Origin of the sequence: Marinobacter shengliensis (assembly GCF_030297115.1) — a bacterium.
In the GTDB taxonomy this organism is placed as follows: domain Bacteria; phylum Pseudomonadota; class Gammaproteobacteria; order Pseudomonadales; family Oleiphilaceae; genus Marinobacter; species Marinobacter shengliensis.
Genome location: NZ_AP028062.1, coordinates 2,280,381 through 2,304,070 on the forward strand (window position 1 = coordinate 2,280,381; position 23,690 = coordinate 2,304,070).

At 56.2% G+C, this 23,690-nt stretch carries 22 protein-coding genes and 1 pseudogene; 16 read left to right on the forward strand and 7 right to left on the reverse strand.

Annotated elements, in window-relative coordinates:
- Positions 1-31 precede the first annotated feature (31 nt).
- Entirely contained in the window at positions 32-994 is a 963-nt protein-coding gene (locus tag QUE75_RS10470; protein ID WP_286249884.1) for an AraC family transcriptional regulator, read from the forward strand.
- Positions 995-1,049: 55 nt separating this feature from the next.
- On the opposite strand, the gene QUE75_RS10475 is transcribed toward QUE75_RS10470, so the two are convergent.
- Positions 1,050-1,970 (reverse strand): LysR substrate-binding domain-containing protein, encoded by a 921-nt coding sequence (locus QUE75_RS10475; protein WP_286249886.1) that lies wholly within the window; start codon positions 1,968-1,970, stop codon positions 1,050-1,052.
- A gap of 128 nt (positions 1,971-2,098) precedes the next feature.
- Here QUE75_RS10475 and QUE75_RS10480 point away from each other — a divergent pair.
- The 4 genes and pseudogenes from QUE75_RS10480 to QUE75_RS10495 all read left to right on the forward strand — a co-directional run bounded on the left by QUE75_RS10480 (position 2,099) and on the right by QUE75_RS10495 (position 5,275).
- Positions 2,099-2,971: pseudogene (locus QUE75_RS10480) on the forward strand (pirin family protein).
- 71 nt (positions 2,972-3,042) lie between these two features.
- Positions 3,043-3,663, forward strand: coding sequence for an isochorismate family cysteine hydrolase YcaC (gene ycaC, locus QUE75_RS10485; RefSeq protein ID WP_286249887.1), 621 nt, complete (start codon positions 3,043-3,045; stop codon positions 3,661-3,663).
- A 90-nt stretch (positions 3,664-3,753) separates the two neighbouring features.
- A complete protein-coding gene (locus QUE75_RS10490) occupies positions 3,754-4,326 on the forward strand; it encodes an antibiotic biosynthesis monooxygenase (protein ID WP_286249889.1) in 573 nt (190 codons plus the stop codon).
- Between the two features lie 34 nt (positions 4,327-4,360).
- On the forward strand, positions 4,361-5,275 hold the full coding sequence (locus QUE75_RS10495) for a pirin family protein (protein WP_286249891.1): 915 nt from the start codon (positions 4,361-4,363) through the stop codon (positions 5,273-5,275).
- Positions 5,276-5,284: 9 nt separating this feature from the next.
- On the opposite strand, the gene QUE75_RS10500 is transcribed toward QUE75_RS10495, so the two are convergent.
- Together QUE75_RS10500 and QUE75_RS10505 are read right to left on the reverse strand one after the other, a co-directional pair.
- Positions 5,285-5,686: a methyltransferase family protein gene (locus QUE75_RS10500; protein ID WP_286249893.1), complete on the reverse strand. Its 402-nt coding sequence runs from the start codon at positions 5,684-5,686 to the stop codon at positions 5,285-5,287.
- A gap of 82 nt (positions 5,687-5,768) precedes the next feature.
- Positions 5,769-7,232: a malate:quinone oxidoreductase gene (locus tag QUE75_RS10505; RefSeq protein WP_286249895.1), complete on the reverse strand. Its 1,464-nt coding sequence runs from the start codon at positions 7,230-7,232 to the stop codon at positions 5,769-5,771.
- Between the two features lie 155 nt (positions 7,233-7,387).
- On the opposite strand from QUE75_RS10505, the gene QUE75_RS10510 reads away from it, so the two are divergent.
- Positions 7,388-7,669: a YebG family protein gene (locus QUE75_RS10510; protein ID WP_061333413.1), complete on the forward strand. Its 282-nt coding sequence runs from the start codon at positions 7,388-7,390 to the stop codon at positions 7,667-7,669.
- On the opposite strand, the gene QUE75_RS10515 is transcribed toward QUE75_RS10510, so the two are convergent.
- Positions 7,666-8,367 (reverse strand): hypothetical protein, encoded by a 702-nt coding sequence (locus QUE75_RS10515; protein ID WP_286249898.1) that lies wholly within the window; start codon positions 8,365-8,367, stop codon positions 7,666-7,668. The two genes, QUE75_RS10510 and QUE75_RS10515, sit on opposite strands and share 4 nt — an antisense overlap.
- A 177-nt stretch (positions 8,368-8,544) precedes the next feature.
- On the opposite strand from QUE75_RS10515, the gene QUE75_RS10520 reads away from it, so the two are divergent.
- From QUE75_RS10520 to QUE75_RS10545, 6 genes are all read left to right on the forward strand, one after another.
- The gene (locus QUE75_RS10520; RefSeq protein WP_286249900.1) at positions 8,545-9,600 is read left to right on the forward strand and encodes an NAD(P)-dependent alcohol dehydrogenase; all 1,056 of its coding nucleotides are present in this window, start codon (positions 8,545-8,547) and stop codon (positions 9,598-9,600) included.
- Positions 9,601-9,731: 131 nt separating this feature from the next.
- On the forward strand, positions 9,732-10,700 hold the full coding sequence (locus QUE75_RS10525; RefSeq protein ID WP_286249902.1) for a beta-ketoacyl-ACP synthase III: 969 nt from the start codon (positions 9,732-9,734) through the stop codon (positions 10,698-10,700).
- 122 nt (positions 10,701-10,822) lie between these two features.
- Complete coding sequence (cysP, locus tag QUE75_RS10530) at positions 10,823-11,827, forward strand: thiosulfate ABC transporter substrate-binding protein CysP (RefSeq protein ID WP_061333385.1); 1,005 nt, start codon at positions 10,823-10,825, stop codon at positions 11,825-11,827.
- 9 nt (positions 11,828-11,836) lie between these two features.
- The gene (gene cysT / locus QUE75_RS10535) at positions 11,837-12,709 is read left to right on the forward strand and encodes a sulfate/thiosulfate ABC transporter permease CysT (RefSeq protein WP_286249903.1); all 873 of its coding nucleotides are present in this window, start codon (positions 11,837-11,839) and stop codon (positions 12,707-12,709) included.
- Complete coding sequence (cysW, locus tag QUE75_RS10540) at positions 12,710-13,567, forward strand: sulfate ABC transporter permease subunit CysW (RefSeq protein ID WP_286249905.1); 858 nt, start codon at positions 12,710-12,712, stop codon at positions 13,565-13,567. It abuts the gene before it with no gap.
- Position 13,568: 1 nt separating this feature from the next.
- A complete protein-coding gene (locus tag QUE75_RS10545) occupies positions 13,569-14,690 on the forward strand; it encodes a sulfate/molybdate ABC transporter ATP-binding protein (protein WP_138437464.1) in 1,122 nt (373 codons plus the stop codon).
- Positions 14,691-14,693: 3 nt separating this feature from the next.
- On the opposite strand, the gene QUE75_RS10550 is transcribed toward QUE75_RS10545, so the two are convergent.
- Both QUE75_RS10550 and QUE75_RS10555 read right to left on the reverse strand, forming a co-directional pair.
- On the reverse strand, positions 14,694-17,087 hold the full coding sequence (locus QUE75_RS10550) for a YbcC family protein (protein WP_286249912.1): 2,394 nt from the start codon (positions 17,085-17,087) through the stop codon (positions 14,694-14,696).
- Positions 17,084-18,694 carry an NADH-quinone oxidoreductase subunit L gene (locus QUE75_RS10555; RefSeq protein WP_286249914.1) on the reverse strand — a complete coding sequence of 537 codons (1,611 nt, stop codon included), beginning with the start codon at positions 18,692-18,694 and terminating at the stop codon, positions 17,084-17,086. The genes QUE75_RS10550 and QUE75_RS10555 overlap by 4 nt, the downstream gene beginning before the upstream one ends.
- A 116-nt stretch (positions 18,695-18,810) precedes the next feature.
- Here QUE75_RS10555 and QUE75_RS10560 point away from each other — a divergent pair, with 116 nt between their 5' ends.
- From QUE75_RS10560 to QUE75_RS10575, 4 genes are all read left to right on the forward strand, one after another.
- On the forward strand, positions 18,811-19,719 hold the full coding sequence (locus QUE75_RS10560; protein WP_286249916.1) for a LysR family transcriptional regulator: 909 nt from the start codon (positions 18,811-18,813) through the stop codon (positions 19,717-19,719).
- A gap of 74 nt (positions 19,720-19,793) precedes the next feature.
- Positions 19,794-21,278, forward strand: coding sequence for a flavin-containing monooxygenase (locus QUE75_RS10565; RefSeq protein WP_286249918.1), 1,485 nt, complete (start codon positions 19,794-19,796; stop codon positions 21,276-21,278).
- Between the two features lie 79 nt (positions 21,279-21,357).
- Positions 21,358-22,038: a FadR/GntR family transcriptional regulator gene (locus tag QUE75_RS10570; protein ID WP_286249920.1), complete on the forward strand. Its 681-nt coding sequence runs from the start codon at positions 21,358-21,360 to the stop codon at positions 22,036-22,038.
- Entirely contained in the window at positions 22,035-23,033 is a 999-nt protein-coding gene (locus QUE75_RS10575; RefSeq protein ID WP_286249922.1) for a bile acid:sodium symporter family protein, read from the forward strand. The genes QUE75_RS10570 and QUE75_RS10575 overlap by 4 nt, the downstream gene beginning before the upstream one ends.
- Here the strand turns inward: QUE75_RS10575 and QUE75_RS10580 are convergent.
- Positions 23,010-23,684 carry a J domain-containing protein gene (locus QUE75_RS10580; RefSeq protein WP_286249924.1) on the reverse strand — a complete coding sequence of 225 codons (675 nt, stop codon included), beginning with the start codon at positions 23,682-23,684 and terminating at the stop codon, positions 23,010-23,012. The two genes, QUE75_RS10575 and QUE75_RS10580, sit on opposite strands and share 24 nt — an antisense overlap.
- Positions 23,685-23,690 lie beyond the last annotated feature (6 nt).

Genomic DNA, 23,690 nt, shown 5'->3' on the forward strand with positions numbered 1-23,690 from the left:
GAATTATACTGCCCCGAAAGGGAGGACACCGATGACGGCCATCATTCCGGAGATTGCTGGCAATCTCTCAGTCAGCTTGCAACAACAGCTTGCCCGGGTCGCCAGTCAATGGACGACACATCAGGGCATTCAGGGAACTGCCATTGATGGGCTGGAACTGATTCGCTGTAACGAGCCATCCAGCTGCGGTTCCAGTGTTTACGAACCGTCACTCTGTTTTGTGATTCAGGGCACCAAGAGCATCCAGTTAGGTGATCGCCAAATCACTTATGAACCGTTGTCCTATCTGGCCAGTTCGGTCCATCTTCCAGTGCTGGGGCGTATCATTGAGGCCTCGGATGAGCGCCCTTATCTGGCAGCAAAGCTTAAGGTAGACCCTCAGGAGGTTGCCGAGCTGGTTCTGGAAATGGGTGAAAAAGCCCCTCCCTTGCAGCCAGGCGAGTCCTGCCCGGAAATACAGTGTGGTCTCTGTGTATCCTCTATGGGCGAAGAGTTGCAGGGAGGGCTTTACCGGCTACTTCGCCTCTTGGACTATCCGGAGGACATTCCCATCCTGGCGCCATTGGCTCGCAGGGAGATCATCTACCGGGTGCTGGTTGGTGAAATGGGGTCCAGGATGCGAAGATTTGCGGCCTCCGACACACACGCCCATCGGATTTCAACCGTTATCTCGGCGCTGAAGGATCATTATGCAGAACCTTTGCGCATCAGTGAGCTGGCGGAAGCTGCCAACATGAGCGAATCCACCCTGTATCACAGCTTCAAGCAAGTGACGCGGATGTCACCGCTGCAGTTCCAGAAAAAACTGCGCCTGCACGAAGCCCGAAGGCTAATGCTAACAGAAGGCCTGGAGGCCGCTACTGCCAGCTACAGAGTGGGTTACGAGAGTCCATCCCACTTTAGCCGCGAATACAGCCGCATGTTTGGAGCACCACCCAAAGCCGACGTCACATTACTTCGTGGAGAGTGGGAAATACCCGACCCTGTTTTCTGATCGATACAAGACTGATGGCTAGCCATTCATCCATCGGCATGTTGCCGAACTTTGCTCACGATTGCTCCATCAGTGGAAAATCCACCTCATCCATTGAATCTCCGAGGAAGTCCAACAGTGCCCTGACCGCAGGCAACAATCCCCTGCGGGACGGAAATACCGCATGAAGTATTCCACCCCTTGGCTGCCAACCCGGTAGCACATTGATCAATCGTCCCTCAACCAGGTCCCGACCACCTACAATCAACGGCATACGCACTACTCCCAAGCCCCCCAGGGCCGCCTGTCTGAGTGTAAACACATCGTCAGTGACAAGCCTGGGCGAATGCCGCACCTGCGCCGTGGCGCCACCCGGTCCATCCAGGCACCAGATGTGTTTGCCGTCGGATTGTTCAAAATCCAGGCTCGGCAGATTTGCCAGCTCATCCGGATTCTCAGGTTTGGTGTAATGGTTGAAGAAGTCCTTGGATGCCATCAAACATTGCGGGCTTTTTGACAGCACCTTCATGGTAAGCCCGCTGTCTTCCAACGGTGGAAATCGGACCCGTAGCGCCAGGTCCAACCCCTCTTTCAGGACATCCACCCGGCGGCTGGTGGCGTCAATCTCGACTTTCACCTCCGGGTATTTGGCCATAAAGCGCACTAACAGCTGGCCAACATGAAAATAGATCAAGCCTGGCGGGCAGCTCATCCGGATTACCCCCCTGGGCTCCGCCCGTGATCGATCTATCACCTCCTGAGCCGCCTCAGCCTCCACCAACATGGCCACACAGTGACGGTAATACTCCTGCCCCAGCTCTGTGATGGTAAAGCGTCGTGTAGAGCGATTGATCAACCGAGTGTCCAGGCGGTCTTCCAGCATCGCGATACGACGGCTCAGTTTGGATTTGGGCACGCCAAGCGCCCTTCCCGCCGGCGCAAAGCCACCGTGGTCCACCACCTTGACGAAATAAAAGAGGTCGTTGAGATCCTGCATATCGGCCATCGTCCTGAAATTGGAACGGTGAGTATAGATTTTGCCATCTACTCACGCCAACCGTCCGAGCCTATGCTGGCCTTATTGGCACTGCAGGCGAACATTACTTCCCAAAGGGGGGCATCATGCTGAAATCAATCCTTTCTACCTACACGGCACCTCGAGGCCATTGGGTCGGTAACGGATTTCCTGTCCGCTCCCTTTTCTCCTATGACCGCCAGGGCGCAAGCAACATCAGCCCTTTCCTGCTACTTGATTATGCAGGCCCTGCAGATTTCTCACCCTCAGATAATCGCCGTGGCGTGGGTCAGCACCCTCACAAGGGTTTTGAGACGGTCACGCTGGTCTATCAGGGCGAGCTTGAGCATCGCGATTCTACTGGCAGCGGCGGCCTGATTGGTGAGGGTGACGTGCAGTGGATGACGGCCGGTTCAGGCATTGTGCATTAGGAGTTTCATTCTCCCGCCTTCTCCGAGAACGGCGGCACCCTGGAAATGGTTCAGCTCTGGGTAAACCTGCCAGCCGGGCATAAAGAAACGCCTGCGGCCTACCAGACGCTGTTGAACAAGGATATCCCCCGGGTATCCCTAGACAACGTCAATGGTCATTTGCGGGTTATCGCTGGCGATTTTCAGGGCCACCTAGGGCCGGCACACACCTTTTCGCCCATCAATGTCTGGGATATGGATCTGGAGCCCGGCAGCGAGTTGTCTTTACCCGTGCCGGAGGGTGACACCACCCTGCTGGTGGTTCTGAGCGGTACGGTGATGGTAAACGGCACCGATGTCATGCGAGAAGCGGAACTGGCGAGCTTCGCCCGCCGGGGGAACGAGATTCAACTGGTAACCAACAACTGCTCACGGTTGCTCCTTCTCAGCGGCACGCCCTTAGACGAACCGGTTGTAGGCCACGGTCCATTTGTTATGAACAACGACGAGCAAATCCGACAAGCCATTCTAGACTTTCAGAATGGAGTGTTCGGCAACCTGAACCGCCAGTAGCCAATTGGCTCATTGGCTGTGCCCCGGCAAATGTCGCCGGTTATTGATAAAAAACGAAAAGGAGAACGAACATGTCTTTTAAATACAATCGTTTGAACAAGGACGATGTTGCTCTGCTCATGGTAGACCACCAGTCCGGACTGTTGTCTCTGGTTCGGGATTTCTCGCCAGACGACTTCAAGAACAATGTGCTGGCGCTGGCAGACATTGCCAAGTTCTTTGATATCCCGACCATCCTGACCACCAGTTTCGAAAATGGACCGAATGGCCCGCTGGTGCCGGAATTGAAGGAAATGTTCCCGGATGCGCCGTATTTTGCGCGGCCCGGTCAGATCAACGCCTGGGATAATGAGGACTTCGTGAAGGCGGTAAAAGCCACCGGTAAGAAACAGCTGTTGATTGCCGGCGTGGTGACCGATGTGTGTGTTGCCTTCCCCACACTCTCAGCCCTGGAAGAAGGCTACGAAGTGTTTGTGGTAACCGACGCCTCCGGCACTTTTAACCAGACCACCCGCGATGCCTCATGGAGCCGAATGGAACAGGCCGGCGCACAACTGATGAACTGGTTCAGCGTTGGCGGCGAACTGCACCGTGACTGGCGCAACGACATCGAAGGTTTTGGCGGCATCCTGGCCAAGCACCTGCCCCATTACGCCAACCTTATGCAAAGCTACGGCGCCCAGCAGGGGTAATCGCCTGAAATTACAACCCACAGGGATCGTGGGTTTTGGTTGGCCAACGTGATACCGCCAACTCACTGAATCACGCTGCGGGGTACTCCCATGTCTGACGCCACACCCAACGTGCACTATAGTAGCGGGAGAACGATTTACATTCGGCACTCTGTTAAGGCCGACCAGAGAGACCGTTATGAAACCTGGCTAAGACAGATCATCAATGCGGCAGCCGAGTTTCCCGGTCATCAAGGCGTGCATATCGTTCGCCCGCCTACCGGGCAACACACTTTTGAAATTTCTGTACGATTTTCTGGCCGGGCCGAAGCTGAAGCGTGGTTAGATTCTGATATTCGGAAGGAATTGATCAGTGAGATACGTACGGCGCTCGAATCTCAGGAGCAGGTTGAGATCAAGACGGGTATCGATTTCTGGTTTACGCCACCAGCATCCACTGCTCCACAGCCTACGCGCTGGAAACAGTGGGCACTGACCACGGCCGTGATCTGGCCACTAACCATGGTTGTTCCCGCCGTTTATAGACCAGTATTTGATTTAATACCGGTTCTGGGGGTCTGGGGCGTACGACATGGTATTGTAGCCGCCACCATTGTTGGCCTCGTTGTTTATCTGATTATGCCAAGGCTGGTTCGCCTGGTGGCGGGCTGGTTGTTCCGCTAATCACTCACAATACATTTATAAACTGGAGCCGATTATGAGCAATCTCTCACCACAAACCGAATTCGACTGCCCAATCACCAAAGAATGCGGCGCTCTGGTTCAACTCCTGCAGCCTCGTGAACGAGACCTCGGCGGCTTTTCAGTCCGGCGGGTTCTTCCGGTGGTGGGGCAAAAGATGATCGGGCCCTGGATTTTCTTTGATCACATGGGCCCTGCGCACTTTCCTGCCGGCGACGGCATCAATGTGCGCCCTCACCCGCATATTGGTATCGCTACGGTCACTTACCTGTTTGAAGGCGAAATACTGCATCGCGATTCCCTCGGGAGCCTGCAACCCATCCGCCCGGGCGATATCAATCTGATGGTGGCCGGGCATGGTATTGTGCATTCGGAACGGGAACGCCCGGAGATTACCGCAACTGATCACACACTCCATGGCTTGCAGCTGTGGCTGGCGTTGCCTGAGGCGGAAGAAGAAACAGATCCCGCCTTTTACCACTACCCGGAGAGCACCGTGCCCTCCATGTCGGTCGGTGATGTGCCAGTTCGCGTGATGATGGGGACCGCCTATGGTGAAACCTCACCGGTGAAGGTGTTTGCCGACACCCTTTATATAGAGGCCTGGCTGAAGCCTGGCCAAAAGCTTACCTTGCCGGACGCCCAGGAACGAGGTCTCTATGTGGCCAAGGGTCGGCTCCTGGCAGGCGGAACAGAGATTCCCGAGTTCTCCATGGCTGTTCTGTCAGAGCAGCAAGGCGTCACCGTTGAAGCCTTGGAAGAAACGCGGCTCGCAGTGATTGGTGGCGAGCCCCTTGGTAAACGGTTTATCGAGTGGAACTTCGTTTCCAGTCGTAAGGAGAGAATTGAAGAGGCTAAACGGGATTGGGAAAACAGCCGATTTCCCTCCGTTCCTGGCGATGAGGATGAGTATATCCCTCTTCCGGGCTAGGTAAACCTGTTACAACCAGCGTCGAACTTCCGCCGAATACTGGTGGTACTGCTCTCCGAAGAGTGCCCGCATATGCCGCTCCTCGGGCTTGATCTGAAAGCGGTTCATATAAAGCACGTACAGTGGAAGCAGCAATGCTGCGAATACACTGCCGAGATATAATCCCCAGGCTGCCAGAATCGCCAGAAATCCCACGTACATGGGGTTTCTGGTGTGGCGATACACACCCTTGACCACCAGGCTGTTCGCCTGATCAGGTGTGCGCGGGTCCACCGTCGTGCCTGCGCGCCTGAAAGCCAGAACGCCCAGTAACGCGAGGGCTACCCCGGTCATCAACACAATCGCACAAAGAAAGAGCCTCCCCGGAAAAGCGAAGTACCCGGAAGGCAGCACCCTGGAAACTGCCCACATAGCGGCTCCGAAGAGAACCGTCAGGATAACCGGTGGAACTTTGAGCTCAAGCGTTATCACTTGTCGTTCCCTTCCCCTTTATTTAACCGGACAGTTTTGATGTGATGCCGAGTGATTTATTGGCAGCATCCCGTACTTCCCGATACCGTTCCGCATTGTTGATCAACGTCTCGAGATTATCTTCGGGGAACATTTCTTTGAGCTTGGCGAGGGTATCTTCCCTGGAGACTATCGCTGGCAAGAGCTGTTCAACCGCCCGAAGCATCACTTCCGGTGACACCGAAGCACCGGGGGATGCCCCTAAAATGGTGCCGTAGGTTTTGTCGGAAGACACGATAATTTCCGTCCCCATCTGCAAATCGCCATCCTTGATGATCTGAACCCGCTGCCCTGCCTCAACAGGCTTCCAGTCAAATTTTTCGCTCAGGCCGGGCGCGAATTTGTCCAACGCACTTAGCATGCTTTTCTCTCCCTTGAAGGTCTCAGACACCAGATACTTGACCAAAGGGAAATGCTCGAGAGCTACGTTCAAAAGTCCCGGAATATCGTGAATTCGCATGGATCGAAGATAATCGATAAAGCCTCTGCCTTTTTCCAGCACGGGCTTAAAGGATGCGAATGGGCCAAACAGAAGGTAGTGTTGGCCATTATCGACCCGTAAATCCAGATGCGGAACAGACATGGGTGGCGCACCAACCTCGGCCTTACCATAGGTCTTCGCCCGGTATCTATCTGCCTGTTCTGGGCTGATCTTGGCCTGCAGGAAGCGTCCGCCAACAGGAAAGCCGGTAAACCGGCGCGCAAAAGGCAAGTGGCTCTTTTTTAGTATCGGGAACGCACCGCCGCCAGCACCGACAAACAGCACATCTGTTCGGTGCTGATCAGGCTTGCCGTGGGTTAGGGTTTCCACTAGCCAGCTACCTGCAGGACTACGGTGTACCCTCTTTACATGTACTCCGTACTCGATTTTGACGCCCAACTGGTTTGCCGCATAGTTAGCCATGTGTTGGGTCAATGCTCCAAAGTTTACGTCCGTGCCGGTTTCAATGACGGTTGCAGCCATTTTCTGGTGCCTTGGGCGACCATCCATGGTGTAAGGAATCCAGTCCTTAATTTCATCAAAATCTTCGGAGAACCGCATTGCCTCAAAAAAGTGATGGGCAGACATCTGCTCGAAGCGCAGCTTTAACTCTTCAATCGCCGCTTCGTCCACGATCGTGCAATGTTTGGTCTGATTGATGAAACTGGCTGGATCCTTGATGGCCCCTTTTTCGACGAGATAAGCCCAGAACTGTTTGGCGACATTGAATTGCGCATGTATCTTCAGAGCTTTCTCAACTGAAATTACCTCCTCATCTACGGGCGTGTAGTTCAACTCACAGTTGGCTTCATGGCCGGTACCCGCATTATTGAACACCCACGAGTTGCCCTCGCCGGCGCTCTCCAGGCGTTCCAGAATGGTTACGTCCAACTCCGGGGCCAGTTCCTTTGCCAGGATGGCAAACGTCGTTCCCATAATGCCTGCGCCGATGATGGTTACTTTCATAGAGATAGCCGCCAGTGTCCGTTTGAGTGTCTTTAACTGAAATATCTTCCGCAGAACCTAACATAATTCCAGAAGGCTCGATAACGACATCAGAATAGGCTACTATGGACCTGTATATTTATACAGTTATCCATAAACAGCGAGGAATCTTCTTAATGGCTGTTCAATCTTTGTTCTACTCAGACCGCGACGGACTCGAAATGGCACTCAAGAATCCCGACTCGATGCTTTTCACTTCCAAAGCCGAAGCTGATGCCCGCGATAAAATGCTGGAGCTCTCGGAGAACATCCAGCTCTGGTTTGAGAAGAAGATCCCTGACATGCCTGAGCAACTGGCGGAGCAATGCGCCCTGCTGATTGCTGAGAACAAGGACCTGTTCCAGAAAGCACTGAAGAAGCCGGAGATCCTGGCTGAAGCCGAGACTCCGGCTGACTAGAAACGAAGGCCCAGGCCAACACTGGCCGGTGTGACAATCCACTGGTAGGCGACTTCCAACGGCTGCGTACCAATGTTTACTGTCACTGGTTTGCCGTACCCCGCCATGGAGTCAGGCTGGGTGCGTATAGCAACCTCGTTGACCAACATACCCACGGCAAAGTTAATGGCACCGTCTTCCGGGCGGTCATCAATCACGCCAATGGTTAGACCTGCTGCCAGATTCACCGCAAGCGGCAGCATTCTGGCATCCAGACCTTGCCGGCTACGCTCCTGTCGGGCCAGCTCTTCCCTCAGCGCTTCTGCCAGTTTCAAGTGCTCGGCGTCATCGGAGGCTGACGCCGCAGCCGCTCTATACTTTTTTAACGCAGGGCGATGGGGTTGGGGGTTCAGGTAGAGATTGCCCAGCGCCAATACCGATTTGACGGCAGACACCCGGGCATCAAACCGGTCATCCGCATCTGATGCATTTCGGGAAACCACGCCATAAGCCACGGCTGCGCCGCCGTAAATGCCAGCCCAGGTGTTGGTCCATACCTTGTCGTGCTGGGCGGCGTCACGGAACCCGGCTTCCAGCTGATGAACGCGGTCCTGTTGTGCCGATGTCATGCCATGAGCGGGTGTTAACGAGAGAAGCCAGAGAGCGACAACGCCCATAACAATGATCGACTGACTGGCACCCTGTAACCGCACTGACATGAAGCCCCTCTCACCATAAAGTAAATCGTGTAAGTTAAAGGTTCAGCCACCTCGGAAATGTGAGCCGGGTGGGAAAACCGTATTTCTCTCAAGGTTTTTGTTCGTACACTGGTCTGAAAATCGATGTTAACGTAACAACTTCCGTACCACGGAATACCATTCAGCAAGGAGTCTCTAATGGCCAACACCCGCGCATACGCTGCCACAAGCCCTACTTCCGGCATGGCGCCCTACTCCTTTGACCGGCGCGCGCTGAGACCAGACGATGTCGCCATTGAAATTGATTACTGCGGCGTTTGCCACAGTGACCTGCATACCGTCGAGAACGACTGGGGCGGATCCCAGTATCCCGTTGTTCCTGGCCACGAAATCATTGGCCGTGTCACTGCCGTAGGCCAGGATGTTACCCGCTACCAGCCCGGTGACCTGGTGGGCGTAGGCTGCATGGTTGATAGCTGCCGCACGTGTTCTGCCTGCGATTCGGGGCTGGAGCAATACTGTATTGAAGGCTCCACCATGACGTACGGCAGCCTGGATCGCCACGATGGCACCGTCACCCATGGCGGTTACTCCGAGAAAATCGTGGTAAGCGATCGTTTCGTGGTACGCGTGCCGGAAAACCTGGACCCCGCCAGCGCTGCACCGCTCCTGTGTGCCGGTATCACCACTTACTCCCCGCTTAAGCACTTCAAAGTCGGCAAGGGCCACAAAGTGGGCGTTCTTGGTATGGGAGGCCTGGGCCACATGGGTGTGAAGCTGGCCAAGGCCATGGGGGCGGAAGTCACCATCTTCACCCGTTCAGAAAACAAAGTGGCGGAGGCGAAGAAGCAGGGTGCTGATCACGTCATCATTTCCACAGACAAGGCGCAGATGAAGGCCGCTGCGGATTCCTTCGACTTCCTGCTCGACACCATTCCCGTGGCCCACGATCTCAACCCTTACCTGAAGTGCCTGAAATACGATGGCACTCATATTCTGGTAGGGCTGCTGACGCCTGTGGAGCCCGCACTCCAGGCGGGACTGTTGGTAACCAAGCGGCGGGTGGTTGCCGGTTCGCTGATCGGCGGTATGCCGGAAACCCAGGAAATGCTGGATTTCTGTGCGGAACACAACATTACCTGTGACGTTGAAATGCTGGACATCCGCAACATCAATGACGCCTACGAGCGACTGAAAAAGAGCGACGTGAAGTACCGCTTCGTGATCGATATGGACACGCTCAAGCAAGGCTGATTACCACCCATTAACACCCCGGGTTGGCATTGTGTCGCCCGGGTGGTCTTTGACAATCCGCTAATAACCATTCCGGTTGCAAAGGGTTAGCATGGGTCTATTGTTATCGTAATCGACCCTGGACACAGCGCATGACTTTTGCACGCATTGCCGGAACCGGCTCCTACCTGCCGGACAACATCGTTACCAATCGCGACCTGGAGCAGAAGGTGGACACCTCTGACCAATGGATTCGCGAGCGCACCGGCATTGAACAACGTCACATAGCCCTGCCCGGCCAGTCCACTGTGGATCTGGCAGAGCAAGCCGCACTGCGGGCCATCGAAGCCGCCGGCATTGAGGTAACGGATATTGACCTTATTGTTTTTGCTACCACCACCCCGGATAAGGTTTTTCCGAGCTGTGCCTGTATTCTCCAGGCCAGGCTTGGTATTCAGGGTTGCCCGGCCTTTGATATCCAGGCGGTATGCAGCGGCTTTATCTATGCCCTGGCAACCGCTGAGAAGTTCATAAAAACCGGCACCAGTAAGAAGGCACTGGTCATCGGCGCTGAGGTGTTCTCCAGAATCATCAATTGGGAAGACCGGGGAACCTGCATCCTGTTCGGTGATGGTGCCGGTGCAGTAATTCTTGAGGCCAACGAAGAAACCGGAATTTTGTCCACTCACCTCCACGCCGATGGCCGCTACGAGGATCTGCTACACGTTCCTTGCGGCGTATCTAATCACTTCGATGCCATAAAGGCAGGCAATGCGTTTGTAGAAATGAAAGGCAACGAGGTGTTCAAGGTTGCCGTAAACACCCTTGGGCAGATTGTGGATGAAACCCTGCAGGCCAACCAGATGCAAAAATCCGACATCGACTGGCTGGTACCACATCAGGCAAACCTGCGTATCATTGCCGCCACGGCCCGAAAACTGGATATGTCCATGGACCAGGTTGTGGTGACCGTTAATCGTCATGGCAACACCTCCGCAGCGTCCATTCCTCTGGCGCTGGATGAGGCCGTTCGGGATGGACGCATCAAACGGGGTGAAACCGTTCTGCTGGAGGCCTTCGGCGGAGGGTTCACCTGGGGCTCCGCATTGCTGAAATACTGATCAGGGACGGCGCCCTCATTCCCGAAAGCGCTATTATTATTTTCTTTTAGTATTTTTGGTTCTTAAAAAACTTTGTTAGATTGCTTCTCAGATTCACTATTTCCGGTTCTGAGGAGCGTCTGATGAAACAACTGCTTAAAGGATTTGCACTGGGCGCCGCCCTGCTTTCCGCCCAGCCTGCACTGGCCGCTGACAGAGAGCTTCTCAACACCTCCTACGATATCGCCCGGGAACTGTTCGCGGCCTACAACGTGGAGTTCCAGAAACACTGGCAGGAAAAAACCGGTGAAACGGTCAACATTCGTCAGTCCCACGCTGGCTCCTCCCGCCAGGCGCAAGCCATCATTCAGGGCCTCAAGGCAGACGTAGCCACCTTTAACCAGGTTACCGATATCGACATCCTGCACGAACGCGGTCAACTGATCCCGGAAAACTGGGCAGAGCGTTTGCCAAACAACAGCTCCCCCTACTACTCCACCATGGCGTTCCTGGTGCGCAAGGACAACCCGAAGAATATCCAGAACTGGGATGACCTGGTTCGCGAAGATGTTGCCCTGGTCATGCCTAATCCGAAAACATCCGGTAATGGTCGTTATACCTATCTGGCTGCTCTTGGTTATGCCCAGGATGCCTATGGTGACGATGAGGCAAAAATCGACCAGTTCATGGCCAGTATGCTTGGCCAGGTTAGAGTCTTCGACAGCGGCGGCCGTGGCGCCACCACCACCTTTGTTGAACGCGGCATTGGCGATGTGCTGCTGACCTTTGAATCCGAGGTCCTGAACATCGCCGATCGTTTCGAGAACGGCGAATATGAAGTAGTCACCCCCAAGGTCAGTTTCCTTGCCGAGTTTCCTGTGACCTGGATTGATGATTACACCCGCCAGAACGGGACTGAAGAACTGGCAAAAGAGTACCTGAGCCATCTGTATTCTGAAGATTCCCAGCGCTTGCTGGCCGGGTTCAACTACCGGGTCCATAACCAAAAGGTTATCGAGGAAAACGCAGACCGTTTCCGTGAGCTGAAGTTGAAATCCATCGATGAGATTGCTGGCGGCTGGGAAAACGCCATGAGCAAGCATTTCAGCAGCGGTGGCAAACTCGACCAGTTACAACGGCGTCGGTAAGAGGCTGAGATGTCTGCTCCCGCTCAAGTGAGCGCCGCCCCAGCGTGGCGCTTTTCAGGTCGTAGCAAACGGGTATTGCCGGGGTTCGGTTTGAGCCTCGGCATTTCGCTGTTTTTCGTCAGCCTGGTTTTATTGCTCCCGTTATCTGGCCTGGTGGTGGAAACATCCGGCATGACCTGGGATCAGTTCTGGTTCACCATCACCGATCCCCGGGTGGTTGAATCCTACAAGGTGACGTTATGGACGGCTCTGGCCGCATCGCTGTTTAACGGTGTCTTTGGCTTGTTATTGGCTTGGGTTCTGGTGCGTTATGACTTCCCGGGCAAGCGCATACTGGATGCCTTTGTCGACCTGCCGTTTGCGCTGCCTACCGCGGTTGCCGGCATCACCCTGGCTACCCTGTTTGCCCAAAACGGCTGGTACGGCCAATGGCTGGCCAAACTGGGCATTGAAGTGGCGTTCACCCCGTTGGGTATCGTTGTTGCCATGGCGTTCACCAGCATTCCCTTTGTGGTGCGCACTGTGCAGCCGGTACTCGAGGAATTGTCACCGGCGGACGAGGAAGCCGCGGTCAGCCTTGGGGCCTCCGATGGCCGGGTGTTCCGCAAGGTCATCTTTCCGTCGTTGTGGCCTGCGCTGGTCACCGGCATTGCGCTTTCCTTCACCCGCAGCCTGGGTGAATTTGGCGCCATCATATTCATTGCCGGCAATACCCCCTACGTCAGCGAAGTCACCAGCCTGATGGTATTTATCCGGTTGCAGGAGTACGACTATGCTGCGGCCAGTGCCATTGCCTCGGTTGTTCTGTTGGCTTCACTGGTACTGCTATTTGCCATCAACCTCTGGCAGGGCCGATACCTGCGCCGCCTGGAGGGCCGATAGATGGCAGCTGAACATCATCGCGTCGGCGATCAACCCTGGGTGCGCCGCCTGCTCATTGGTACTGCGGTTCTGGTGTCGCTTGTTCTACTGGTGATTCCGGTGGTGGTCATTTTCTTCCAGGCCCTGAGTGCCGGCTGGAGCACCTTTACCGGTAACGTGCTGGACCAGTTCACCCTGCACGCCATCGGCCTGACCCTGCTGGTTGCAGCACTGACGGTGCCACTCAATCTCATCTTCGGTACTGCCCTCGCCTGGGCCGTTACCAGGTTCCGGTTTCCAGGCCGGAAACTGCTGGTGACCCTGATCGATATTCCCTTTGCCGTTTCACCGGTAATCGCCGGCTTGCTGTATCTGTTGCTTTACGGCCGGAACGGTTGGCTCGGCGGCTGGCTGGCCACCCACGATGTCCAGTTGATGTTTGCCTGGCCGGGCATTGTCATGGTCACCGTATTTGTCACCTGCCCGTTCGTTGCCCGCGAGCTCATCCCGCTGATGCAACAGCAAGGCAGTGAGGAAGAAGAAGCCGGCGTGGTTCTGGGCGCTTCTGGCTGGCGTATTTTCCGGAAGATTACCCTGCCTAACATCAAGTGGGCGCTGATCTACGGCGTAGTACTGACCAATGCCCGCGTCGTGGGTGAATTCGGTGCCGTGTCTGTTGTTTCAGGCAATATTCGCGGTGAAACCAATACCTTACCGCTTCATGTTGAACTGCTTTATCAAGATTATAACGTGGTAGGCGCCTTCGCCAGTGCCGCCCTGCTGGCAACCATTGCCATCCTGACGTTAGTCGTTAAAGCCTTTGTAGAGTGGCGCCAATCCCGCCCAACGATCCTGACGCCCGAGAAAGGAGGTGTCTGATATGAGCATCACTATCGACCAGATTTCCAAAACCTTCGGCCGTTTCCAGGCGCTGAAAGACGTTTCGCTGGAGATTCCTGAAGGTAAACTGACCGCGCTTCTGGGGCCGTCCGGCTCGGGCAAAACCACGCTGCTGCGGATTATCGCCGGGCTTGAATCTTCGGACTCTGGCCGAATCCTGTTTGGCGGCGATGACGTCAGCAACCTGCACGTTCGGGATCGTAATATTGGCTTCGTGTTTCAGCACTACGCCCTGTTCCGTCATCTTACCGTGGCAGAGAATATTGCATTCGGCCTGGAGTCCCTGCCCCGCAAACAGCGGCCGACAAAATCCGAGATACGCCAGCGGGTGGCCAAACTGCTGGAGATGATCCAGTTACCGCAACTGGCTGACCGATATCCGGCGCAATTGTCCGGTGGCCAGAAGCAACGGGTGGCCCTGGCCAGGGCCCTGGCAACTCAGCCCCGTATACTGCTGCTGGACGAGCCCTTTGGCGCCCTGGATGCGAAAGTGCGCAAAGACCTGCGTCGCTGGTTACGGGCGCTGCATGACGAGTTTCATTTCACCAGCATCTTTGTCACCCATGACCAGGAGGAAGCCCTGGAGCTGTCCGATCAGGTGGTGGTTATGAGCCAGGGACAGGTGGAACAGGTCAACGAACCTACCGATCTGTATGCACGGCCCGAAAGCCGGTTTGTGTTCGACTTCCTGGGCCATGTCAATGTGATCTCCGGCGTCGTGAAACATCATAAGCTGGTTCAGGGGGATGCCTGGGTGTCTCTGCCTGGGCAGAAGTCTGACCAGGAAGCCCAGCTGTACTTGCGCCCCCATGAGGTCCACCTTGCCCGGGCGCCAGCGATTCACGCCCGTTTACCGCTGCGTATCGAAGCCATCAGTCTGATCGGCTCAGAAGTGCGGATAGAGCTCGTGCCGGTGGGCTGGAACAGTGACGAGATCTGGGAAGTTGGCATGAGCCACAACGAATTCGCCCGCCACAACCCAAGCCGGGGTGAACTGTGGTACGCGGTACCAGACATCGGCCACCTGTTCGTCGCCGATAATGCCCAGCCACGATCCGTCGACTGGGCTTATACCACAGCGGCTAACGCCAGTAATATGTAATCCTCAGGCCGCCACCCAGCGGCCTTCGGAATACTGCTGCAGGCCGCTGTCATCCATCCGCCATAGCCAGAGCCACCGGTTTTCAACCAAGGCTCTGACGTCGTCCTGAGCCTGCAGTACTTGCTCAATTCGCTCTGCTGGCGCGTCGATCACCACGGTCAACCGCATGGGTTCGTGGCGCAAACGTTCACCATCGTGAACGGATTGCCAGGGTAATCCGATGCGAAGATCGGTGCCGTTGCCCTCGACAACCCCAATGTTGCCTCCCACAACCGAATGCAGCAGTTTGTTGCCCGCGCCATAGAGCGATGGCTGGGTAACCGATCCGAAATACTGCAGGTTGATCCAGTTTGCCACCACCATCGGGGCCGACATCAGCGCAAACAACACCGAACCTGTGTCGTCCAGTTCTGGTCTGTATTCGTGAAGGAAACACCGGCCGGCAAGATTGATTGAACGGCTGCGGTGCCGGGGCGCAATAATCATGGCGGCATTGTTCGCCAGCCCCCATTCAGGCCTGACCTCCGCCCAGTTTTGGGTACGCTTGTTGAGTTCTTTCAGGAGGTCCTCATCGGAATGACCATTCAAGCTAAGCCTTCCTGCCCGCTCACGGCGTGTGGCCGCCGAAGCGCTTTCAAAGCACTGCAATAGTTCACTGGCAATCCGTTGATGGCTGGCGGGTATGGCCGTTTCCCCCAGCAGGCGTACCTGGTCCGTCACTGTGCAGTGCTCCGCAGCCACAACCAGGGTGCTTTCCGGCAAGACAATCCCGCGCTCCGCCAGCCCGGCGCGCACACTGCGGTCGTTAAGCAACTGTGCGGCAATGCTGGCATTAACGTCGCCGTTTTTACCGCCGCAGGCTCCGCAGGCAAGTCCAGCCTGGTTCGGATTGTTATCGGTGTGAGCGCCATGGCCGACCAGCACCAGCAATGGTGCAAAATTGCCGGTCAACGACATGGATCTCAGCAGCCCCTCAGCAAGGTTAACCCGCTCTGGATCCGATAAGGGATCTCCGCCATAGCGGTGGAACAGGCGGCCTTCCGGCGCCGTCTCCCTGGTTTTTCGGTTCTTGTGCAAGCCATCCCGAATCAGCTTCCACGCCCATGCCAGTCCGGTGGTTTCCACCAACGTAAAGGTTGAAAGGCTACCGTATTTCGCATGTCGAACCGTTTCCCGTACCTGTTCCCGTCCATCCAGCCGCCTGTTGTGCTCCAGGTCTGACGAAAGACTGCCAAGGGTATCAACATAACGAAAAGCCGGTGCCAGCAAACCCGGCAACCGGGCTTCATCGTCTGACGGGCCAAGTTTTTGATGCATCACGGGCATCCCAAAGAACCCGGCAACACCAAGGGTGTCTATCTTTGCCGAAGCGCTTTCCAGGTGCCGTCTCAGCACCTCTGAGCGGACATCAATGCAGAACGCCGCCTGGACTTCAGGGATTCTGCTTGCCAATTCTTCGGGTTGTTCCGCCGGGCGCCGCAAGCAGTCCCTGAACTGGCGCTGCCATGCCATTTCATAGGCGCGATGCCAAACCCACATCAGTGCATCATCACCGTGAGCGTGTCTCGCCAGTTGCCCACCAGAGACCGCTTGTTGCCATTTAGCCCGCTCATCGGCCGGTAGCGCAGACGCAATCATCCATTCGCAAGCCAGTAACACCGTCGCTAACTGGTGGCAGAGGTGGGATGGCTGGCCGTCAAGGGACGCCCGCCAATCTTCACCGCGGCACCATGACGCCCAGCCCGGCAAATGCAGCAACAATGCATGTACCGCCGCCGTTAACTGATCTGGGGTATAAGGCAAAGCTTGAGCAAGAAAATCTGCAGCACTCTGCCAATCATCCGGAAGTTGTGCCGCCAGCGCTTTTGAAACCAGGCCCCGGGGACCGGCCATGGATAACCAGTAGCGATACAGGTCGGTACCCTTGGTGTTCGTCAGCCATTGTCCCTGCCGATGATCAAAATACCGACCACAGAGCAGCCCGAGAAACTGCGTAGTCTGTGATAGCGCATCACCGTCACTCGATGGCTGAATGTGTGACAGCGCCAACCCCGGTTTCACATCACGTGGCCGTACCCGGGACAACTGCTCAAGCAATAATTGCGTCGGCCTGTCTACCCTCTGCGCCTCGGCTGCAGCTATCAGGTCGCTCTCACGGATACGGCCGCCGTGCCAGGCCTCCAGATAGAATTCCGGCGCCATCAACATGCCCTGCCCCCTGCGGGAAACCAGTTCGATGGCGGCTTCCTCGATACCTTGATGCCTGTGGCCCCACCAGGGATTCACCGCTATCCACCGATCCAGAGGCCAGCTAGGGGCAATCCGCTCACAGGCCATAGCGACCTGATCAACAGCCTGGTTCTGACCAACATCCGGCACGCGTAAAGTGGCACTCATGATGGTTCTCCTGAAGACAGAACGTAACGGGCTTTTTTCGTCTTTTCCGTGCCCCCCTGGAGCCATTGCCTGGCCCACCGTCGGGTAACCCGTTCGAACGGTTGATCAAGATACAGGCCCTGGCTGAGCGGCAGGTTCAACCGCTGCAACCAGGCCCAATCCGGCCGAAAAAGCACGAGTAATGACATCCCCGCCAGAAGACCCAGCATTACCCAGGCCACCACATTGGCCGCCGGCCAGAGCATAAAAGTATCTGCGCCCGTAACCGCAGGCCCCAGTACCAGGTGGAGAAGACCATATAGCGGTACCAGACTGATCGCCATGGCGACAACCAATATCCGGGCTCGGGCCGTGCTACCCGACGGAACTCCGAGAACCGATGCGGCAACTGCCAGCACCAGTAACGCCGCCAGTATCGCTTTGCCCTCCACAAGCTCGGGAAGCATCCACAGCGTGGCTGCCGCCAAACCTGATGCCACGCCGGCAAGCACCAGCTGCGATGCCCCCGGTCGACCGGAGAAGTAGACCGCCGTGGCCTTTACCGTCCGGCCAGACGCCAGCAATGAGTGCGCTTTGTACAGTGAGTGGGCAAGCAAATGCAGTAATGCCAGGGTGTAGGCGCCCAGCGCAATCTCAAAGAGCATAAAACCCATCTGTGCGTTGGTGGACCAGACCAGCGCGTGTTTTACCGAGCTCTGAGTCATCATGGCAAACACGGCCACGATGGCGGTCACGCCGCCAGCGACAAGCAACAGGAGGTGACCCGCTGTAAACCCCTCAAACACAGGGAATAACCGCAGCCAGAGGAACCCGCCGAGGTTGATTACTCCAGCATGAAGCAGTGCCGATACCGGCGTAGGCGCTTCCATCACCCGGATCAGCCACCCGTGAAATGGAATCTGTGCGCATTTGAGCACCGCGGCAACGGCAAGCAGTACGGACGCGGTCGTCAGCTCGGGGGACGACCCACCAATTTCCCTGGCCAATGCGTAGATTTCGGGGATATGAAAACTGCCGTAGTGGCGCCAGATAAACACCACAGCACCAATAATCGCCAGATCACCCAGGCGACTGGTAATGAACTTCTGTGCAGCGGCCAACCGGGCTTCCGACCGTTCCGGGTAGAGCGTCAGCAACTGGTGCAAGGCCAGGCTGACACCAATCCAGGCGAATGCCAGAACCAGCAGATGATTGGTGAATACCAACACCAGCACACTGGCCACTGTGGTGAGGAACCAGGGCAAGAACACCGGGAAGGCGGCATCGCCACGCAGATAATCCCGGGAGTATCGCAGAATCACCCAGGAGACAAAACTGACCATCAGCGCCATCCATACCGACAGGCCATCGGGATACAGCCCGAGCGGTGCCCCCAGTTCCGGCAACCGCGTATCCAGCCCGGCCGACTTCAGCAACAAAAGAAAGCCCACCACACCGGTGACCACAATCAGCGTTTGCAGCAAAAACTCCGCCAGGCGCCAGCAATGGTCAATCTTGGTTTTTGATCGAGTCCAGTTGGCGAAGCCGGCCAGCGCCAGGAGCAGGATCGGCAAGGCCAGCCAGGTAGCCAGGGCGGAGGTGGAAAATACGCTGGTGATTGTCGGCATAACGAACTCCTTTTGCGAACAGAGCTACTTTGCCGACTATGAATTCATAGATAAAATGGTTTATAACGATTAAATTGTTCACCAAAAGAGAACAAAGGCAAATCCGGGGAATATCCATGCGCCTGAACTATCATCATTTATATTATTTCTGGAAAGTAGCCAGCACAGGCCATCTGACCCGCGCAGCGGATGCGTTGCATATCTCCCAGTCTGCGCTGTCCGGTCAGATCCGGAAACTCGAGGACAGTCTTGGCCATGAACTGTTCATCCGGGAGGGGCGACGGCTAAAACTATCCGAAGCCGGCCGCGTGGCCTTCACCTATGCGGAAGATATTTTTCGCCAGGGCGCGGAGCTGGAAGCCCTTTTCCGAACCGGGCGCCAGACCAATCGGGAGGTGCTCAAGGTTGGCGCGGTAGCGACTCTGTCAAGGAACTTCCAGGAAGGCTTCCTTCGGCCACTGCTCGGCCGCCAGGATCTGGGCCTCAAGCTCCAGAGCGGAAGCCTGGAAGATCTGCTACGAAGACTATCGGCCCACCGTTTGGATCTTATTCTGTCCAATCAACCCGTTCACGGTGACGACGAAACCCCTTGGCTATCACGGCGTATTGCAAGGCAACCTGTCAGCATTATCGGGCCGGCGGCCGCCGAATCCCGGGTCGGCTTTCCTGACATGCTGCGTTGCCAACCACTGATCGTGCCGGGCCAGGACAGCAATATCCGGCAGGCTTTTGACCAGCTGTGTGAGTACCACCAGATTCACCCGATTATTCTGGCTGAGGTGGACGACATGGCGATGATGCGCCTGCTAACTCGTGACAGCGGGCATTTCGCCATTCTGCCCCCGGTGGTTGTGCGTGACGAATTGCGCAAAGGCGAACTCAGGGATTACGGTGCATTGCCGGGCGTGTTCGAAGAATTCTATGCCATTCGTATTCGCCGGCAATTTGAGTCTCCGGCCCTGCAGGAGTTAATGGCTCAACCTCCGGAACGACTATTGACCTTTCCGGACAATGATTCTGGTTGAACTGGTCTTTTGATGCGGCGCCGGGGCCGTTATAGTCATAGGGAGTAAAAATACAACAAGATCAGGAAGTAGCCATGACATCGCGCGCCCCTCAAAAACCTTCTGTCATCATAATCGGCACCGGATTTGGCGGGCTCGGCATGGCCATTCAGCTAAAAAAAGCCGGCTATGGGCAAATCACATTGCTGGAAAAAGAAGGCGCCGTTGGCGGAACCTGGCGAGACAACACCTACCCCGGCGCGGCCTGCGACGTGCAATCGCACCTTTACTCCTACTCCTTTGAGCCTAAACACGACTGGAGCCGGAAGTTTGGCCTCCAGGCCGAAATACTCGGGTACATGGAGCATTGTGTTAAGAAGTACGACCTGGCGCGCCATATCGAGTTCGACCGTGCCGTCGCCACGGCCAGCTTTGACAGCCAGTCGAATGAGTGGGTAGTGGGTACAGAATCGGGCCATGAATATCGCGCTGATGTGCTGATCACGGCCACCGGGCAGTTGAACCGACCTGCCATACCCGCCATTCCCGGCATTGACCGTTTTAAGGGCACCTGCTTCCATTCTGCGCGCTGGAACCACGATTATGATGTGACCGGCAAGCGGGTTGCGGTGATCGGCACCGGCGCCAGCGCCATCCAGTTTGTTCCAGAAATTACGCCAAAAGTTGCAGCGCTGGACCTGTATCAACGCTCCGCTGCCTGGGTATTGCCGAAAGCCGACCGCCCATTTACCGCGCTTGAGCAATCACTGTTCCGGAAACTGCCGGCCTGGGACAGGCTCTACCGGGCCATGATCTACTGGAAGAACGAGTCACGCGGGCTTGCCTTTACCCGGTTCAACCGGCTACTGGATATCTTTGCCCGACAGGCCAGGAAGGAAGCACAGACATGGGTGACCGACCCCCACAAACTGAAGCACATCATTCCGGACTATCGTATCGGCTGTAAACGGATTCTGATCTCCAACGACTGGTACCCGGCCATTAACCAGCCGCACCTGAATCTGATCACTGAGGGAATTTCTGAGATCGATGAAACCGGCGTTGTAACCTCCACTGGAGAACACCGCCCCGTCGACGCCATTATTTTCGGAACCGGCTTCAAGGCGACGGAGTTTTTGTCACCCATCAAGATCACTGGTCGTCAGGGTGTTGCCCTGAACGACGCCTGGGCAGACGGCAGCAAAGCGTTCAAAGGCATTACCGTGAATGGCTTTCCGAATCTGTTCATGCTGTATGGGCCCAACACCAATCTGGCCCACAATTCGATTCTGTTTATGCTGGAATCCCAGTTCCGCTATGTCATCAGCTCACTTGATTCCCTGGCCAGATACCCCGGGGCTGCCATGGAAGTGCGGGAAGATCGGCAATCCCGCTATTGCCAGGTGGTCCAGCACAGCCTTGAGAACAGCGTCTGGGATTCCGGATGTACCTCCTGGTATCTGGATGAACATGGCCGTAACACCATCAACTGGCCCGGGTTCACGTTCAGCTATCGCTTCTCTACCCGCGCTGCAGACACCGCTGATTATCAGTTTCTGGAGCCTGAAGCAGGCCGTTAGTCCTCTGCTGTAACCAATCGGTTGCAGTTCAACGTTAAACATAGGATGATTGGTTCATCATTTGTCTGGGTGATCGGAAATGTTAAAGCCAATCAAAAAAGGCTCCCTGGTGGAGACAGCCATCGAAAGCCTTAGGGAAGCCATCGAAAGCGGCCAGTGGCCTGTCGGAAGCCGGCTTCCGGTTGAAGCCGAGCTGTCTGAGGCTCTGGGGATCAGCCGCAACACCATCCGTGAAGCCGTTCGGGTGCTCGTACATGTGGGCATGCTGGAAACCCGCCAGGGCGATGGTACCTACGTACGTGCCAATCGCGACGCTGGAGAAACGCTGCGGCGTATTGCCCTCAGCCAATTGGCGGAACAACTCGAGGTGCGGCTGATGCTGGAAACGGAGGCCGCGAGGCTGGCGGCCACTCGGCGCACCGACAGCGACCTGAAAGCGATGAGCGACGCGCTGGATGCACGGGCACGAGCTGGCGACAACCTCACCGATCGAATCCACCATGATGAATGGTTCCACCATGCCCTGGTGCGCGCTTCCCACAACTCAGCTTTGATCGAGCTCTATGATTATTTTTCGCACGCCGTCAGCCAGACAATCGAACGTACGGAGCGCGATGACGATCTGCCAGAACCCAGCCAGGAAGACCACGAACTTCTGCTGGCCGCCATCCGCCGAAAGGATCCAGCCAAGGCAGAAATGCTTTCGCGCGCCCTGCTCTCCCCCAGTCTTGACGTGATTAACCGGCAGAATCAGCCATGAAATTTCGTCTCGATACGTTCACCCTTCTATTGCTCGGTGCCATCGTCCTGGCGTCGTTCCTGCCGGTTACCGGGCCGGCCGCGGACCTGCTTGCCACCACCGGTACCATTGCCGTAGCCCTGCTATTCTTTTTCCATGGTGCAGCCTTATCCCGGCAACAGATTATCGACGGCGCCACCCATTGGCGCCTGCACATCCTGATTACCGCCCTGACCTTCGTGTTCTTTCCCCTGGCAGTATTGCCCATTAATGGTCTCAGCAACCTTGTGCCGGAATGGATGCCGAGGGATCTGGGGCTCGGATTTCTCTATCTGGGTGTACTTCCGTCAGCGGTGTCGTCGTCCATTGCCTACACCGCCATGGCCAGAGGCAATGTGCCTGCCGCCATATGCAGCGCTGCGGCGTCTAATGTGTTTGGAATGATGCTCACTCCGTTCTTGCTGCTTTTGCTGGTTTCTACTTCCGGAACCGGGGAGTTTGCCGTGGCTGAGGCGTTGAAAGACATCGTTCTGCAACTGTTGCTGCCCTTTGCTGTGGGGCATGCCTTCAGGCCAATGCTGGGTGGTTTTCTTTCACGCAATGAATCATTGATGGCCCGATACGACCAGTGTGTCATCTGGATTATCGTTTATTCGGCATTCTCACACTCGGTAGTGAGTGGGCTTTGGCAGAACCTTCCACTTCAGGCCGTGGTACTGACGATCCTGCTATGCTTTGGTCTGCTTGGCTTGTTCATGCTGGTGGCGATGATGATGGTCAGAAAGCTCGGCTTCAGCCTTGAAGACGAAGCCGCGGTGGTGTTCTGCGGTTCGAAGAAAAGCCTGGCATCCGGTTTGCCAATGGCCAAAGTGCTGTTCTCTGGCCATCCGGGCTTCGGCATGATTGTGTTGCCGATCATGTGCTACAACCAGATTCAGGTCATCGTCGGGGCCATCCTGGCCCAGAAGTATCGAGCGAAAATCGATCGGGCGTCAGCCGCCCATGCCTCCGAATAGGGTTGCCAGGATAACCAGACCGACGATCCACCCAATAACGGCAGGCCAGAAATTCACCATCTGCGGTGGCTGATCTGCCTGATCGGCACTGGCCTGTTCCCTGGACACCTCTTCATCCGGGTAATTTCGTGGGTCTGGCTCATGGCTTGCTTCCCGCACGCTGAACCAGTCAAACCAGTCGCCCAGAAACTGCGCCACCGGGCGGGGAAAACTGCCGTTCTCTGCCATCGGGCGGATCTGGGGCTCAAGGCTTTTGGCGATTTCCCTGCGCAGCGGTAACTGATCTGCAGGCGGTTCGCACAAGATGGCCTTCCAGATACCAGCATCCTGCTGGCGTTGGTTGTCGTTCATCAGGGCTTTAATCTGAATCACCACTTCGCGGACAACCTGGGCTTCGTGGGCGTCCAGCGCTCGCTCTGCGTTGCTCTCAACCCCGGATTCCTCAGTCTGCTCTCGACGGACTTCTCGGGCGACTGGCTCAGGTCGGGCGGCGACGCTGGCCGCCGGCATGCCACCGGTTGCCTCCCTGAACGCCTGCTCCAGCGCCCGGGCCTCGTTGTCCGAGGCAAATTTCATCTGGCGCTCATAAGCCTGCCGAATGCGTTCGTGATCTCCGGTTGGCTCAATGCCAAGGATGTCCCAGCAATTCATAAAACA